Below are 15,416 nucleotides of genomic sequence, written 5' to 3'. Positions count from 1 at the left end.
CACGAGTGACATTGGTTCTGAACTTTGATCTCGGCACGGGAGGTGTCAGGGCTGGAGTTTACGATATAGAGGGCAGAGTAATGCTCTCTTTGTCGGAAGCCAGTTATGATACAACCTATCCGCGCGCTGGCTGGGCAGAGCAGCAGGCTGAGGACTGGTGGGCTGCAGTGCTGACAGCCGGGCGTGAGGCAATCGCTCGATGCGGCTCCAACGAAATTGCAGCTGTATGCGCGGCCACGACGGCTTCTTCGGTTGTCGTTTGTGACAAGGAAAGCAGGCCGCTTTATCCGGCAATTCTATGGATGGATTGCCGTGCCAGCGAAGAAGCCCGAGCCACTGAAACAGTAAAACATCCGGTTATGGATTATAGCGGCGGTGGCGACGCTGCCGAATGGCTGGTGCCCAAGGCGATGTGGCTTTCTACCAATGAGCCTGCGATTTTTGAGAAAGCGGACGTCATCTGCGAAGCGCTGGATTTTATCAATTTCCGGCTCTGTGGGGAGTGGTCCGGCTCGCGCATGAATGCCGCCTGCAAGTGGAACTATGATTCCAAAAACGGCAGTTTCGTTCCGGAAATTTATGATGCGCTTGGCATTTCCCGATTGCAGCAAAAACTACCGCAACGGATTATTCCAGTAGGCGATGTTATCGGAAATTTGCAACCAGGCATTGCGGATGCCTTGGGTATTTCCGGACAAGCAATCGTTGTGCAGGGCGGTATCGACGCCCATATAGGAATGCTCGGTGCTGGTACGGTTGCCGCTGGCGGAATGCTGATCATTGGCGGAACATCAGTTGTTCATTTGACCCATTTGAATGAACAAAGTGACGTAAGCGGTTTCTGGGGTCCTTATCCAAATGCGTTGGTGGATGGGCTTTGGCTGGTAGAAGCCGGGCAGGTGTCGGCCGGTTCGATCCTTAACTGGTTCAGCCAGAAGCTATTCGGCCTTGATGAGCAAGGACATACCGATCTGATCAAGAAGGCCTCCAATGCATCTGGGGGCGGTTCGGGTTTGTTGACTCTGGACTACTGGATGGGAAACCGTACGCCATACCGCGACGCTGATCTACGCGGTGCCGTACTTGGACTGTCCCTTGGACACGACCGGGCAGACCTATACGCTTCGGCCGTCGATTCCATCGCATTAGGCTCAGCCAATGTCGTTGCTGTCCTTGAACAGCGCGGTGTCAACGTCGAGCGGATTGTGGTAGCCGGCGGCATTTGTAAAAATCCACTATGGTTGCAAGCAACAGTGGATGCTCTGCAGCGTTCGGTACATGTTGCGTATGACGATAATCTTTCGCTTGTCGGTACAGCCGTCTGTTCTGCCCATGCTCTCGGTCTGTTTCCGGATTTGATCACTGCGTCTGAAGCCTGTGCTGCTCCGACCAAAGAAATGCTTCCGGATGCGCAACGGTCAAAACGCTATCGCGAGACGATGGAACTTTATAGAAATGCAACGGAATCATTGACGCCGGTGCTCCACGCCCTGAGTGCACGGCAAAGGGCAGGAGCCGAACGATGACCGATGCACGTCAAAACCCGTCCGTACGATTGCCCTCCGATGAGCAGCGTGAACATCTCATGGTTCGCGTAGCCAAGCTTTATTATGATCTCGACAAAACCCAGAGCGAGATCGCCAAGGAACTTGGTCTGACCCGCTGGCAGATCGCCCGCCTCATGACTGAGGCGAAGGAATTGGGTGTTGTCCGTATTGAGATAACGCCGCGTGCTTACCGGAAGACGGAACTCGAGGTGAGGTTGCAGCAGGAGTTTGGTCTTCGCGATGCAATTGTCGTTCCTTCGGGCGGTTCAACCGATTCAGCTCTGCTTATGGAGAGTGTTGCCCAGGCTGCCGCACGGTATTTGGCAGGACTTAATCCTAAGGCAGAACTGATCGGCGTTTCATGGGGTCGCACAATGTCGGCCGTGGCGCGCTTTCTGCCCAATAATTGGAATCCTGGTGTGCATGTCGTGCTGGTTAATGGCGCGACCAATTTGCGCTCGACGGTAACACACACCAGTGCCGTGGCAGAAGAGTTCGCCAAGGCTGGCAATGGCACGGCAACGCTTTTGCCTGTTCCTGCTATTGTCGGGAAAAAGAGCACGCGCGAGGTTCTTGAAGAAGATCCAATTATTGAACGTGTACTGAAGCTAGCCATGCAGGCTGATATTGTCTGCTTTGGCATGGGCGGAATTACCCATGAATCAGTGCTGCTAAGTTCCGGCTATCTGGATGAAGCAGATATAGACCGGCTTAAAGATGCCGGCGCTGTGGGTGATATTCTCGGACGCTTCGTCGATAAGAATGGCAAAATCGTTGATACAGCGATTGATGACCGTACCGTTGGCATGCGCCTTGAACTGCTGAAAAACAAGCAGTGGTCAATTGGTGTGGTCGCGGGTGAGGAAAAGTTCAAGATTGCAACCTCGGTGTTAAAAGCCGGCTACGTATCGGTCATTGTTACCGATGAGGCCACCGCCCGTTACGCATTGGGGATAAGCAATGACACGTGACGTTCTAACGGTTAAAAACGTTTCAAAGACATTTCTGCCGAACATTATCGCACTGGAATCGGCATCGCTTGAAGTCCGTGCAGGTGAGGTCCACTGTCTGCTCGGGGCAAATGGTGCCGGGAAGTCGACGCTGCTCAAAATCATAGCGGGAGCTTTTCGGCCAACAGGCGGACAGCTTGCGCTGGAAGGTAATCCTGTAGAATTGCGCAGTCCGGCAGAAGCATCGCGACTTGGCATTTCCATGATCTATCAGGAGTTGGATCTTGTCCCGCAACTAACTGTCGAACAAAATCTATTTCTCGGTCATGCGCCGGGCAAGTTTGGTCTGATTGATCACAAGGCAAGGCGCAAGCGCGCCCACGAAGCTTTGCGGCGGGTTGGTGCAAATTTCGCCGCCGATGCGCGTGTTGAAACTCTATCTGTTGCCAACCAGCAGCTGACCGCAATCGCCCGCTCGCTCACCATGGATGCGAAAATCATTATCATGGATGAGCCTTCGGCATCGCTCAATGAGACTGAGCTGAAGAGCATATTCGAAGTTATCCGCGATTTGGTGAAGCATGGCGTCGCAATTGTTTATGTCAGTCACCGGCTTGGTGAATTGCGTGAGATCGGTGATCGGGTTACGGTTTTGCGCGGCGGCAAGACTATCGGAACGTACGATATTGCTGACACCACCGATGAGCAACTTGTTACCGCCATCATAGGCAAGGAGCGTTCGCTGATTGAACGTAAGGTCCGCAAGCCGGTTACAGGCAAGGTAGCGTTGAAAGTCAACAGGCTGCGTGGTGCAGAGGGTCTCAATATTTCTGGACTTGATGTGCGCTGGGGTGAAGTTGTCGGCCTTACCGGACTTAACGGATCAGGCCGCACGTCGTTTCTGAAAGCTTTGTTTGGAGCGCACCATTTCGAAGGTGAGATATTGCTGGAAGACAAGAACTTCCATCCACGTCATCCGGCAGACTCTATTCGATGTGGTTTGGGCCTCGTACCGGAGAACCGCAAGACCGAGGGTTTGATACTACACGCGCCCATCTACAAAAACGCGACGTTACCTTCCATGCGCCAGAGCTGGTTGACGCGCCATTCGCTCCAAAAACAGAAGGCAACACCGGTCCTTCAAAGTCTTTCCACCAAGTATGGCAAGCCGGAACAGGCTGTGGTGCAGCTTTCCGGTGGCAATCAGCAGAAAATTGTCCTGGCGAAGTGGATCATCAATGGCGCCCGTGTACTTCTGCTGGATGAGCCAAGCCGTGGTCTAGATATTGGGGCGAAAGCCGATCTCTATAATCTGGTGGATAAATTGGCAGAAGATGGCGCAGCGGTAATTGTTGCCAGCAGCGAACTCGAAGAACTCTATGCTGCCTGCGATGCAATCTGGGTCTTCCATGAGGGCCGCAATATTGGACGATATGATCCGTCCATCACCGACCGCGATACAATTCTGCGGGCTACAATATTGGGTGAACACCATGTCTAAAACAGCAATATCCGCCGCTCAGCTGCCTTCGCCGGGGTTGGGTAAACGGGCCATTGATCTCGGTATCGAGTATAATTTCATTGTCATCTTTTTGGCGGTGGTAGCGATCGCGACAACGTTGTCTGATAATTTTCTGACTTTCGCAAACATAGCCAACCTCTTCCAACAGGCAGCCGTGGTAGGCGTCGTTGCCATTGGGATGACCTTTGTCATTCTCACAGGGAATATTGATTTGTCTGTGGGCAGCATTGTAGCACTGTGCGGTATGCTGGTGGCAGTACTAATGTCCAACGGTTTCGATCCATTCATCGCAGTTGCAATAACGGTTTTGGCGGGAACAGCCTGTGGCGCAGCCATGGGTGCGACGAGCGCTCTGGCACAAGTGCCGAGCTTCATTGTAACTTTGGCCGGCCTCGTCTCTTTCCGGGGCATTACCTATCTTCTGACCGATGGCGTGCCAGTCAGCGGGCTGCCGCAAGGTTTTGCCGCCATCGGCTCAACGATGGTGCCAATCTTTCCCGGCTTTGCCATTTCGTCCATGGGGCTGATCTTTATAGGCCTTTGCATTGTGGCAGGGCTTGTGCTGCGGCTTACAGTCTTTGGTGAGTATGTGTTTGCGACAGGTGGCAATCCGGAAGCTGCCCGTCTTTCCGGTCTACCCACCCGCTTGATTGTCACGGCCGTCTTTGCTGTTTCCGGCTTCATGGCGGCTCTCGGTGGAATTCTTTTGACATCGCGTTTGCGCATCGGTCAGCCAACAGCAGCGCAAGGCCTGGAGCTTGACGCCATCGCAGCGGTTGTCCTTGGCGGTACAAGCCTTTTTGGCGGTCGCGGTGGTGTTCTCGGCACATTCTTTGCCGTAATGTTGCTTCAAGTTCTTAGAAACATATTCAATCTTCTGGGATTGGGCTCGTTCTATCAGATGACCGTCACCGGACTCATCATAGTTGCAGCTATTTTGCTCAATCGCTTCATAGATCACAGGAAGGGTCGTGGATGAACACGCAAGACTTATCGGTTGCCAAGGGCACGCACTTAGCCGTGCAGAAAGCTCATGCGCGCAACACCGGCACTGAACTGAAACCTGAGTGGTTTGAGGATATTGCTGTCAACCGTTCTGCCACGGAACGCCGTGCTGCCACTCTGACGACACGCCGGACCGTAAAGAAGGAATATCAGGCTGCTTGGCTGGTAAAAGCGATCACATGTATTGACCTCACCACACTGGCAGGTGACGACACGGCAGGGCGTGTTCAGCGGCTTTGCGCGAAGGCAAAACGTCCGGTTCGCATAGACATACTTGAAGCGCTTGGCCTTGGCGATGCCAATATTACGACGGGCGCGGTGTGCGTTTATCCTACTATGGTTGGGCACGCTGTTAAGGCCTTGCGCGGAACGAACATTCCTGTTGCATCGGTTGCGACCGGCTTTCCCGCTGGCTTGACGCCATTGCCGCAGCGCCTTGCCGAAATCAAATATGCGGTAGGCGAGGGTGCCAAGGAAATTGATATTGTTATCAATCGCGAGCAGGTTCTTACGCAGAATTGGGAAGCGCTCTACGACGAGATCGTGCAGATGCGCGAAGCCTCTGGCGATGCGCATTTGAAAGCAATTCTCGCAACTGGCGACCTCAATACGCTACGCAATGTTTATCGTGCTTCCATGGTCGCAATGCAGGCTGGTGCCGATTTCATTAAGACATCCACAGGCAAGGAAGATGTCAATGCAACTTTGCCTGTCAGTTTGATCATGTTGCGTGCCTTGCGTGATTTTGGCGAATATTCGGGCCAGATCGTTGGATTCAAGCCCGCCGGCGGTATGAAGACTGCCAAGGACGCCATGAATTGGCTGATCCTGATGAAGGAGGAATTGGGCCTGCCCTGGCTGCAGCCGGATCTTTTCCGCCTTGGTGCCAGCTCAATGCTTGGAGATATCGAACGGCAACTCGAACATTATGTGACGGGCCGCTACGCCGCATCGTCGCGCCATGCACTCGCTTAAGGAATCAAACATGGGACAGATCAAGGATATTCTTCGCACCATGGAATATGGCCCGGCACCGGAAAGTAATACTGACGTTCAAGCCTGGCTCGATGCCAATAACCAAGGTTTCGGACATTTCATCAATGGTAAGTTCACCAGCATTGAAGGTCGCGATCTGATTGCCGTTATGAACCCTGCAAACGGTTCTCCGTTGGGAAAAGTGGTGCACGGCACTACTACTGATGTGGATGCGGCGGTAAAGGCTGCTCGCGCAGCATTCGGAAAATGGTCGGTATTGCCCGGACATGAGCGGGCCAAATATCTTTACGCCATTGCACGGCATATACAAAAGCGTGAGCGCTTTTTCTCCGTGTTGGAAACAATGGATAATGGCAAGCCTATCCGGGAGACGCGGGATATTGATATTCCGCTTGTCGCCCGTCATTTCTATCATCATGCCGGTTGGGCAGAAATGGTCGAGACAGAATTCGAAGGATATTCTCCGGTCGGGGTTTGCGGTCAGGTCATTCCATGGAACTTTCCCTTGCTTATGCTGGCATGGAAGGTCGCTCCGGCACTTGCTGCCGGTAACACCGTTGTCCTTAAACCTGCCGAACTGACGCCGTTAACGGCTATCGCTTTCGCGGAGATCTGCCATGAGGTGGGTCTGCCTGCGGGTGTGGTGAATATTGTTCATGGCGATGGCACAACTGGTGCTGCTATTTGCGGCCATAAGGATGTGGACAAGGTAGCATTTACCGGCTCCACCGAGGTTGGCCGGATCATCCGCGAGCAGATTGCCGGATCGGAAAAAAAGCTCTCCTTGGAACTCGGTGGCAAGTCGCCCTTCATTGTTTTTGAAGATGCGGATATTGACGGCGCCATTGAAGGGGTTGTTGATGCAATCTGGTTCAATCAAGGTGAGGTGTGCTGCGCTGGATCCCGTATTCTTGTGCAGGAAGGTGTTGCCGAGCGCTTTTACAACAAGCTGCGCAAACGCATGGAAACGCTGCGTGTTGGAGATCCACTCGACAAGACAATGGATATCGGTGCTTTGGTTTCGCCAGGTCAGTTGAAACGCGTGACGTCGCTTGTTGAAAAGGGCAAGACGGAAGGGGGCACACTTTGGCAAGCGCCCGTGAAACTCCCGGCCAAAGGTAATTTCTTTGCTCCAGCTTTCTTTACAGATGTGGATCCGGCGTCGACTGTCTGCGAAGTCGAAATATTTGGTCCTGTCGCGACGACGACTACTTTCCGTACACCCGACGAGGCAATTGCCTTGGCGAACAATACAAAATACGGGCTTGCCGCTTCAATCTGGTCAGAGAATATAAACTTGGCCCTTGATATGGCTGCACGGGTGAAAGCTGGTGTTGTCTGGATCAACTCAACCAATCTTCTCGATGCCGGCGCAGGCTTTGGCGGCTATCGCGAATCCGGCTTTGGTAGGGAAGGTGGTCGCGAAGGTCTTTATGAATATCTCACCGCTGATTGGGAAAAGCGCTTGCCGCTGGCAAAGGCCGAACAGTCTTTGAAACTATCGGCGGCCCCGGACGGAGATGCAAAGGTTGCTCAGGGTGGATCCATTGACCGTACGGCCAAGAACTATATCGGCGGCAAACAAGCTCGGCCGGATGGAGGCTACTCCTATTCCGTCCTTGGCAAAGGCGGTCAGATCATCGGCCATGCCGGTATCGGCAATCGGAAAGACATTCGTAATGCGGTAGAAGCGGCAACTAAAGCTGGAGGCTGGGGAAGTGCAACTGCACACAACCGCGCTCAGGTGCTTTATTATCTTGGCGAAAATCTTGATGCCCGCCGTGCGGAATTCGAAGCACTTTTGGTCGAAAGCACCGGCGTGTCGGCCAAGGCGGCGTCAGAAGAGTTTGATACGGCGCTGCGACGCATCTTCTATTATGCTGCACAGGCCGACAAGTATGATGGTGCTGTCCACGCGACCAAGTCACGCCATGTGACGCTGGCTATGAATGAGCCCTTTGGCATTGTCGGTATAGTTTGCCCGGATGAAAACCCGCTTCTGTCCTTTGTTTCGCTGGTGCTTCCGGCCATTTCGATGGGCAATCGTGTGGTGGTCGTGCCGTCTGCTCGCCATCCACTGCTTGCAACCAATCTGTATCAGGTGCTCGACACATCCGACGTGCCCGGCGGAGTGATTAATATCATCACGGGTGAAAGCGATGTTCTTGCCAAAACTTTGGCCGAACATGATGAAGTTGATGCGATCTGGTATATCGGCTCCAAGGAAGGCAGTGCCATGGTGGAGCGAGCCTCATGTGGAAATTTGAAGACCACATGGGTCAGCAATGGCCGTCAGCGCGACTGGCTGGGCGGCAAGGCGCAAGGCAAGGAATATTTGCGCCGGGCTGTACAAGTCAAAAATATATGGGTTCCTTACGGCGAGTAAGAAACTTACATAGGCGGACAGTACTGTCGGTAGTGATAGGATAGGGAGCCGAATGTTCACATTCGGCTCCCTATTTCAATCACTCGGATTGTTTTGGCCTGTTTATTTACGGCGATAGAGCCAAAGCGTGAGCGGCGCGAGTGTGATGGTCAATAGAACAGGCGCGATCAATGCTGCGCCAATTTGAACCATTGTCGCATTGCCAGCCATAAGACCGCGCATAGCTGTCGTCATCAACGATACAGGATTGACCTCGACGAATGCCCTAAGCAGACTGGGCATTGTTGCTGGATCAACCATGATGTTCGATGCGAAAACCAACGGCATGATGCCGGTGAACGCCATTGTCATGACGGTATTGGGCGTACGCATGACCAATCCCAGCACCAGAAATATCCAGCCAAAGCCAAAACCTATAACAATAAGCAACAGCAAAGCCTCGACGATACCTATAATCCCAGCTTCCGGCCGATAGCCAAGAATAATCCCTATTATCAGAATAAGCAGGGACGCGATGAGATGGCGCAGGATATCGCCGACCATCAGACCGGCGAAAGGCGAGAGAGACCAGATTGGCAATGAACGAAACCTGTCAAACAGACCCTTGCCAAGATCTGTACTCAGACCCATTCCCGAGTACATTGAATTGAACACCACGGTCTGTACAAGGATGCCTGGCAAAAAATACTGCAAATAGGCTGATGTTGACCCTGAGAGCGCGCCGCCGAAGACGAAGGTGAAGAGCAGGGTGAACATGATCGGCGTCATCACCAGATCAAAGAGCTGCTCAGGGACATGTTTAAATTTCAATACTGCCCGCCAGCCAAACACAAGCGCATTGGAAAATGCTGAAGGTTGAGGAGGGCGGGCAGCATGGATAAGTGCAACCGTTGCCTTATTATCGTCCATCACGCTTCTCCGTCAGTAATCTGAGGCTCGGTAATCTGGCCAGTCAGAGCGAAAAACACTTCGTCAAGGCTTGGCGCACCCATAGAGAAATCAGCAAGTTCGATGTCGGCTTTTATTAAAGCGGCCAGAGCACGATTGGCATTTTGAGGCGTATCAATCATCAATGATAAGGCCGCACCTTCCGAGCTTCGCTGGGGCTTGTTACCTGTTATTTCTTCAAGCACCTGCTCCGCTTCGTCAATGCGTGAATGCTCAACCAATGTCAGGTGCAGAAAGCCGGAGCCAGTTGCAGCTTTCAATTCGCGGCTGGTGCCCTCGGCGATCTTTTTGCCATGATTGATGACAGCGATGCGAGCGGCGAGCTGGTCAGCTTCCTCAAGATACTGCGTGGTCAAAAGTATCGTAACGCCCGCCTCGGAAAGAGAGCGGATCATACGCCAAACACTCTTGCGTGCCATCGGGTCGAGACCGGTTGTTGGTTCATCGAGAAAAAGAACCCCGGGAGTAACAACAAGCGACGCGGCGATGTCCAGCCTTCGGCGCATACCTCCAGAATAATCCTTTACCTGCTTGGTAGCCGCATCCATCAGGTCGAAAGCTGTTAGCAAATCATCGGCACGTTTCTTGGCGTTGCGTCCGCGGAAACCCCATAGTCTTGCCAGCAAGATCAGATTCTCACGTCCCGTCAGATCTTCGTCAAGCGAGGCAAATTGACCGGTCATGGCAATCGATCCGCGCACCTCGTGAGGCGAGTCCTTCAAATCAAAACCCAGCACCTTTGCCGATCCCGCATCTGCCGGCAGCAACGTCGCCAGCATGCGTAACAAGGTGGTCTTGCCAGCACCATTTGGTCCGAGGATGCCAAAGATCATGCCGCGCGGGACGGTAAGATCAATACCGTCCACGGCGCGGACATTGCCAAAATTTTTGGTTAGGCCATGCGCTTCGATTGCTAAAGATGAAACGCCATTGTTCGGCGCAGCGGTGTCGGCCATCGTCACAGTCCTTAAATTGGCGAAATGTCAGGTAGGGATCAGCGGCTGCATGAGCGAACAGATATCAATGCCAGCATTTTCTGTCAAAGTTGCACGAGCTGCTCACAATTCATTCCTGACAGATACTGCCAGGTCTTTTTGCAAATCATTCGCACTTGCAATAATTGATGATCCTCGCTAAGGATGCAGTTGCAACTCAATTGCAATAAGGAGAGGCTATGCTGGATGGAGTGAGGCGATCCGTGTTGACCGGAATAATGGGCGCGGTCTTGGGAATGATTTTGACGATCATCCCCGCAGCGGCACAGGACAAATTCAAGGCGGTGACCACATTTACGGTTATTGCCGACATTGCGCGCAATGTTGCTGGTGATGCGGCGATTGTTGAATCTATTACCAAGCCAGGCGCGGAGATTCATAATTATCAGCCAACGCCTGGCGATATCCAGAAAGCGCAGGGTGCCCAACTTATTTTATGGAATGGCCTCAATCTCGAGCTCTGGTTTGAAAAGTTCTTTGCCAATTTAAAAGACGTTCCAGGAGTCGTTGTTTCGCAGGGTGTGGTGCCGATGGGCATTGCTGAAGGGCCCTATACGGGTAAACCAAATCCGCATGCCTGGATGTCCCCGACAGCGGCGCTGATTTACGTTGATAATATCCGCGACGCTTTTGTAAAATATGATCCGGCTAATGCTGAAACCTATGAGGCAAACGCCGAGACCTACAAGGGACAAATCAAGGCAGCGATTGATCCGATTAAGGACGAGCTTGCAGCCATTCCAGCAGAAAGGCGCTGGTTGGTGTCCAGCGAGGGCGCGTTCTCCTATCTGGCTCGCGATTTTGATCTGAAAGAAGTTTATCTCTGGCCTATCAATGCAGATCAGCAAGGCACGCCTCAACAAGTACGCAAAGTGATTGATGCGGTCCGGGCGAACAAGATCGGCGTGGTCTTCTCGGAAAGCACGATCTCGGCTGATCCTGCCAAGCAGGTCGCACGGGAAACTGGCGCAAGTTATGGCGGCGTTCTTTATGTGGACTCGCTTACCGACGCGAGTGGTGAAGTCCCAACCTACATAGATCTCTTGCGCGTCACATCCAGCCGGGTTGCGGAAGGCCTTGCCAAAGGTATCACGCAATGAACGCCCAATCGTTTCAATCGGCTCACAGATATTCACCCGCGTCGTCTGACGCGGGTGGGGGCATTTCGGTAAAGGGCGCTACGGTAATCTATCGCAACGGTCATACGGCGTTGCGCGATGCGACGTTTGAAATCCCTACAGGCACTATCACTGCGCTAGTGGGAGTTAATGGTTCCGGCAAGTCAACGCTTTTCAAGGCAATCATGGGTTTTATAAAGGCTTCCGAAGGAACGATTTCAGTTCTTCGCCAGTCAGTAAATGAAGCCTTGAAAAAGAACCTTGTTGCCTACGTTCCTCAAAGCGAGGATATAGACTGGAATTTTCCGGTCTTGGTGGAAGATGTTGTCATGATGGGCCGTTATGGCCACATGGGCATGATGCGTATCGCCAAGGCTGCAGATCGGCAGGCAGTATCGGATGCCCTCGCGCGCGTGGGAATGACCGATTTTCGCAAACGCCAAATTGGCGAGCTTTCGGGTGGCCAAAAGAAACGGGTATTTCTTGCCCGCGCATTAGCACAAGATGGACGGGTCATTTTGCTGGATGAGCCATTCACCGGCGTGGATGTGAAAACGGAAGAGGCGATTATCATATTGCTGCGTGCCCTGCGCGACGAGGAGCGGGTAATTTTGGTTTCAACGCATAATCTTGGTAGCGTACCGGAGTTCTGTGACCGCACTGTTCTACTCAATCGCACCGTACTTGCTTATGGTCCGACAGCCGAGACATTCACACAGAAAAATCTGGAACGGACATTCGGCGGAGTGCTGCGTCATTTCAAGCTTGATGCACCGCACGCAGGTGAAGGACGTCCTGTCGGCGTGATTACCGATGATGAGCGGCCCTTCGTGCTCTACGACAATACCGTAAATCCCAAAAGCAATGGACCACGTTAGATGACATTGCTGCTCGAACCGTTCTCTTATCAATATATGATCAATGCCATGTGGGTTTCGGCGTTGGTGGGCGGTGTCTGCGCCTTCCTGTCGGCCTATCTCATGCTGAAAGGTTGGTCTCTTATCGGGGATGCGCTTTCGCATTCCATCGTTCCGGGTGTGGCTGGTGCCTATATGCTTGGGCTGCCTTTCTCAATTGGTGCATTCTTTTCGGGAGGACTGGCCGCCGCTGCGATGTTGTTTCTCAACCAGCGTACGAAGCTCAAGGAAGATGCCATCATCGGTTTGATCTTCTCATCCTTTTTTGGTCTCGGCCTGTTCATGGTGTCACTCTCTCCGACGTCCGTGAATATCCAGACAATTGTTCTGGGGAATATCCTGGCGATTACACCGGAAGACACACTCCAACTTGCCATTATCGGTTTCGTTTCGCTGGCTATTCTGCTGGTAAAATGGAAAGATCTCATGGTTGTTTTTTTCGATGAGAGTCATGCACGCTCTATCGGTCTCAATCCAACGGCGCTCAAAATCATGTTCTTTACGCTTTTATCGGCGTCGACCGTGGCAGCTTTACAGACAGTCGGCGCATTTCTGGTTATTTGCATGGTCGTGACGCCCGGCGCCACCGCTTATCTTTTAACGGATCGATTTCCGCGGCTGCTCGTCATCGCTGTTGTCATCGGTGCAATGACAAGCTTTGCCGGTGCCTATATTAGCTATTTTCTCGACGGGGCTACCGGCGGAATTATTGTCCTGTTGCAGACGCTTATTTTTCTGGTCGCTTTTATCTTCGCGCCCAAACATGGACTGATCGCGGCCCGGCGCCGCGCTGCAGAAATGCAGGAGGTCGCATTATGAGCGTCTTTGAAACCCTGCTTTTGCCCTTTCAGTTCGAATTCATGATCAATGCGTTGATCATCTCAGTACTCGTAGCAATTCCGACAGCTTTGCTCTCCTGTTTCATGGTGCTAAAGGGCTGGTCGCTGATGGGCGACGCCATTTCGCACGCTGTTTTTCCAGGAGTAGTCATCGCCTATATTGTTGGTTTGCCCTATGCGGTTGGAGCCTTTGTGGCAGGCATGTTCTGCGCAATTGCCACCGGGTTTTTGAAGGAAAACAGCCGTATCAAGCAGGACACAGTTATGGGCGTCGTTTTTTCCGGCATGTTCGGCCTTGGTCTCGTGCTATATGTGAAAATCCAGTCAGACGTTCACCTCGACCATATATTGTTTGGTGACATGCTCGGTATCAGCTGGAGCGATATCGCCCAGACGGCGATCATCGCAACGATCACAGCCGGAACTATCGTGTTTAAATGGCGCGATTTCTTGCTTCACGCATTTGATACGGTGCAAGCCCGCGCAGTTGGATTACGTGTGGGATTACTGCATTATGGGCTGCTTTGCCTGATTTCCCTAATGATTGTGGGCGCTCTAAAAGCTGTTGGCATCATATTAGCAATTGCCATGTTGATCGCGCCGGGAGCAATTGCTTTTTTGCTTACCCGGACATTCAGTAAAATGCTTCTCGTCTCCGTCGTCGTTGCGGTATTGGCCTCTTTCTTCGGTACTTATTTTGCTTTCTTCATTGACAGCGCGCCGGCGCCGACCATCGTTCTGTTGATGACGGGAACCTTCATCGGTGCGCTGGTACTGGTGTCCTATCGGCAAGCTCGAACCGAGACGCAGCCGATGTAAATCAGTGCATTGGGCTGGGAAATATTAGCGATTGATGTGCTGAAACCCCCGCCCTAGCGCCGTCGCCCACGGCAAAGGAGACCGAACCGGCCATAAGGGCTGTATCACCGCAGGCATAGACACCAGGAACCGACGTTAGTTTGCTTGCGTCCGTTTGAATGAATGTTCCGAGCGGTCCATCTTCCAGCACGCACTTCAATTGTTGCGGGAGTGGACCAGTGACAACGGTGCGCGAAAGAGTAAACAATCCGGTAAGCGATAGGGCACGACCATCAGAAAACTCTACAATCGGCTGTGCCTCTTCGCCCGATATGGCGGCAATCGTCCCATAATCGAGCGTCACATTACGCGCAGCCAGAGCCCCCAATTGGTCGTCACTAGGCTCAAACATGTTGTTGACAAAAAGCTTGGTATTGCCCCAGTCGGCAAGCATTAAAGCTTGATGGGCAGACAAGGAACTTGTCGCCAACACGCCGATATCGCCGCCACCTGCTTCATAACCGTGGCAATAGGGACAATGAAAAACGCTCTTGCCCCACCGTTCGCGAAGACCGGGTATTGTTGGCAATATGTCCGTGACACCTATTGCCAGAATAAGACGCCGACCCTTGTAATTTGCTCCGGATGAGGTGCTGACAGTGAAGGCATCGAGGATACCTTCGGCATTTTCCGCACGGGCATCAACCCAGGTGACATTCGGATAAGCCAATAGCTGCTCGCGCCCGACATGCGCAATCTGTACAGCCGAACTGCCGTCTTGTGTCAGGAATCCGTGAGAGGTTTCAGCAAATCGGTTGCGGCGCTCGCCTGCGTCCACAACAAGTACATTGCGACGTGAACGGGCGACTTGCAACGCTGCTGCAAGACCGGAATAACTTCCCCCAACAACAATAACGTCATAGGTCATGGGATTTTCTCTCCTTTCTGATCGCATCAAAACGCCGGTGAAAATCGGCGGCGAGATCGGCGAGTGTTATCGTGCCGAGCCGTTCAATGATAAGGGCTTCGGCTTCTTGAAATGCAGTGTCGAGCGCATGATTGACCGACTGTTCCACAAGGCAATCGGGTGCGTCGGCTCTATTGCCCAAAGCAAAAAAGTCAGGGGAGCCAAGCGCGTTGTAAATGTCGCGAAGAGTTAAAGTATTGAGGTCGCGTGCGATAATCCAGCCACCACCATGGCCCTTCTCGGATCGCACAAATCCGGCATCTCGCAATCCCGCCATTGTCCGGCGGACGACAACGGCATTTGTATGCATATGTTTGGCCAATTCCTCCGATGTCATGGGTTTGGCGCGCTCTGCCATGTGGAGAATGACGTGAAGGACAGCGGAAAGACGACTATTTCTTTTCATGTAACAGAATATGATACGTGAC

The 15,416-nt window shown here is 52.6% G+C and carries 14 protein-coding genes; 10 read left to right on the top strand and 4 right to left on the bottom strand.

What is annotated here, in order from left to right; all coding sequences use genetic code 11:
- The first annotated feature begins 5 nt into the window (after positions 1-5).
- The 6 genes from ACTJI9_RS22255 to ACTJI9_RS22230 are packed head-to-tail and all read left to right on the top strand — an operon-like array spanning position 6 to position 8,406.
- A complete protein-coding gene (locus tag ACTJI9_RS22255; protein WP_440810989.1) occupies positions 6-1,526 on the top strand; it encodes an FGGY-family carbohydrate kinase in 1,521 nt (506 codons plus the stop codon).
- Positions 1,523-2,518 carry a sugar-binding transcriptional regulator gene (locus tag ACTJI9_RS22250; RefSeq protein ID WP_440810987.1) on the top strand — a complete coding sequence of 332 codons (996 nt, stop codon included), beginning with the start codon at positions 1,523-1,525 and terminating at the stop codon, positions 2,516-2,518. Before ACTJI9_RS22255 ends, ACTJI9_RS22250 begins: the two co-directional genes overlap by 4 nt.
- Positions 2,508-3,998 (top strand): sugar ABC transporter ATP-binding protein, encoded by a 1,491-nt coding sequence (locus tag ACTJI9_RS22245; protein WP_337355038.1) that lies wholly within the window; start codon positions 2,508-2,510, stop codon positions 3,996-3,998. The genes ACTJI9_RS22250 and ACTJI9_RS22245 overlap by 11 nt, the downstream gene beginning before the upstream one ends.
- A complete protein-coding gene (locus ACTJI9_RS22240) occupies positions 3,991-4,998 on the top strand; it encodes an ABC transporter permease (protein WP_115054072.1) in 1,008 nt (335 codons plus the stop codon). The genes ACTJI9_RS22245 and ACTJI9_RS22240 overlap by 8 nt, the downstream gene beginning before the upstream one ends.
- Complete coding sequence (gene deoC, locus ACTJI9_RS22235) at positions 4,995-5,999, top strand: deoxyribose-phosphate aldolase (protein ID WP_370878687.1); 1,005 nt, start codon at positions 4,995-4,997, stop codon at positions 5,997-5,999. The genes ACTJI9_RS22240 and deoC overlap by 4 nt, the downstream gene beginning before the upstream one ends.
- A gap of 10 nt (positions 6,000-6,009) precedes the next feature.
- Positions 6,010-8,406 (top strand): aldehyde dehydrogenase family protein, encoded by a 2,397-nt coding sequence (locus ACTJI9_RS22230; RefSeq protein WP_440810986.1) that lies wholly within the window; start codon positions 6,010-6,012, stop codon positions 8,404-8,406.
- 102 nt (positions 8,407-8,508) lie between these two features.
- On the opposite strand, the gene ACTJI9_RS22225 is transcribed toward ACTJI9_RS22230, so the two are convergent.
- Both ACTJI9_RS22225 and ACTJI9_RS22220 read right to left on the bottom strand, forming a co-directional pair.
- A complete protein-coding gene (locus ACTJI9_RS22225; RefSeq protein ID WP_115054071.1) occupies positions 8,509-9,315 on the bottom strand; it encodes an ABC transporter permease in 807 nt (268 codons plus the stop codon).
- Positions 9,315-10,310 (bottom strand): ATP-binding cassette domain-containing protein, encoded by a 996-nt coding sequence (locus ACTJI9_RS22220; protein WP_337355036.1) that lies wholly within the window; start codon positions 10,308-10,310, stop codon positions 9,315-9,317. Before ACTJI9_RS22220 ends, ACTJI9_RS22225 begins: the two co-directional genes overlap by 1 nt.
- Positions 10,311-10,528: 218 nt before the next feature.
- Here ACTJI9_RS22220 and ACTJI9_RS22215 point away from each other — a divergent pair, with 218 nt between their 5' ends.
- The 4 genes from ACTJI9_RS22215 to ACTJI9_RS22200 are packed head-to-tail and all read left to right on the top strand — an operon-like array spanning position 10,529 to position 14,042.
- A complete protein-coding gene (locus ACTJI9_RS22215) occupies positions 10,529-11,449 on the top strand; it encodes a metal ABC transporter substrate-binding protein (RefSeq protein ID WP_440810984.1) in 921 nt (306 codons plus the stop codon).
- Positions 11,446-12,345 (top strand): manganese/iron ABC transporter ATP-binding protein, encoded by a 900-nt coding sequence (locus ACTJI9_RS22210; RefSeq protein WP_440810983.1) that lies wholly within the window; start codon positions 11,446-11,448, stop codon positions 12,343-12,345. Before ACTJI9_RS22215 ends, ACTJI9_RS22210 begins: the two co-directional genes overlap by 4 nt.
- Positions 12,346-13,203, top strand: coding sequence for a metal ABC transporter permease (locus ACTJI9_RS22205; RefSeq protein WP_115054066.1), 858 nt, complete (start codon positions 12,346-12,348; stop codon positions 13,201-13,203).
- Positions 13,200-14,042: a metal ABC transporter permease gene (locus tag ACTJI9_RS22200; RefSeq protein ID WP_440810982.1), complete on the top strand. Its 843-nt coding sequence runs from the start codon at positions 13,200-13,202 to the stop codon at positions 14,040-14,042. The genes ACTJI9_RS22205 and ACTJI9_RS22200 overlap by 4 nt, the downstream gene beginning before the upstream one ends.
- 1 nt (position 14,043) lies before the next feature.
- Here the strand turns inward: ACTJI9_RS22200 and ACTJI9_RS22195 are convergent, their stop codons facing one another.
- Entirely contained in the window at positions 14,044-14,949 is a 906-nt protein-coding gene (locus tag ACTJI9_RS22195) for an NAD(P)/FAD-dependent oxidoreductase (protein ID WP_440810981.1), read from the bottom strand.
- Positions 14,939-15,394: an Rrf2 family transcriptional regulator gene (locus ACTJI9_RS22190; protein ID WP_115054063.1), complete on the bottom strand. Its 456-nt coding sequence runs from the start codon at positions 15,392-15,394 to the stop codon at positions 14,939-14,941. The genes ACTJI9_RS22195 and ACTJI9_RS22190 overlap by 11 nt, the downstream gene beginning before the upstream one ends.
- Between the last annotated feature and the right edge of the window lie 22 nt (positions 15,395-15,416).

Source organism: Phyllobacterium sp. 22552, from assembly GCF_052044585.1.
GTDB lineage: Bacteria > Pseudomonadota > Alphaproteobacteria > Rhizobiales > Rhizobiaceae > Phyllobacterium > Phyllobacterium ifriqiyense.
The sequence above is the reverse complement of the archived record's forward strand: the minus strand, read 5'-3'. Positions and strand labels throughout refer to the sequence as shown.

Coding starts and splice junctions, on each gene's coding strand:
- ACTJI9_RS22190 (WP_115054063.1), bottom strand. CDS start 15,394: ATGAAAAGAAATAGTCGTCTTTCCGCTGTCCTTCACGTCATTCTCCAC.
- ACTJI9_RS22220 (WP_337355036.1), bottom strand. CDS start 10,310: ATGGCCGACACCGCTGCGCCGAACAATGGCGTTTCATCTTTAGCAATC.
- ACTJI9_RS22210 (WP_440810983.1), top strand. CDS start 11,446: ATGAACGCCCAATCGTTTCAATCGGCTCACAGATATTCACCCGCGTCG.
- ACTJI9_RS22240 (WP_115054072.1), top strand. CDS start 3,991: ATGTCTAAAACAGCAATATCCGCCGCTCAGCTGCCTTCGCCGGGGTTG.
- ACTJI9_RS22245 (WP_337355038.1), top strand. CDS start 2,508: ATGACACGTGACGTTCTAACGGTTAAAAACGTTTCAAAGACATTTCTG.
- ACTJI9_RS22230 (WP_440810986.1), top strand. CDS start 6,010: ATGGGACAGATCAAGGATATTCTTCGCACCATGGAATATGGCCCGGCA.
- ACTJI9_RS22200 (WP_440810982.1), top strand. CDS start 13,200: ATGAGCGTCTTTGAAACCCTGCTTTTGCCCTTTCAGTTCGAATTCATG.
- deoC (WP_370878687.1), top strand. CDS start 4,995: ATGAACACGCAAGACTTATCGGTTGCCAAGGGCACGCACTTAGCCGTG.
- ACTJI9_RS22205 (WP_115054066.1), top strand. CDS start 12,346: ATGACATTGCTGCTCGAACCGTTCTCTTATCAATATATGATCAATGCC.
- ACTJI9_RS22195 (WP_440810981.1), bottom strand. CDS start 14,949: ATGACCTATGACGTTATTGTTGTTGGGGGAAGTTATTCCGGTCTTGCA.
- ACTJI9_RS22215 (WP_440810984.1), top strand. CDS start 10,529: ATGCTGGATGGAGTGAGGCGATCCGTGTTGACCGGAATAATGGGCGCG.
- ACTJI9_RS22225 (WP_115054071.1), bottom strand. CDS start 9,315: ATGGACGATAATAAGGCAACGGTTGCACTTATCCATGCTGCCCGCCCT.
- ACTJI9_RS22250 (WP_440810987.1), top strand. CDS start 1,523: ATGACCGATGCACGTCAAAACCCGTCCGTACGATTGCCCTCCGATGAG.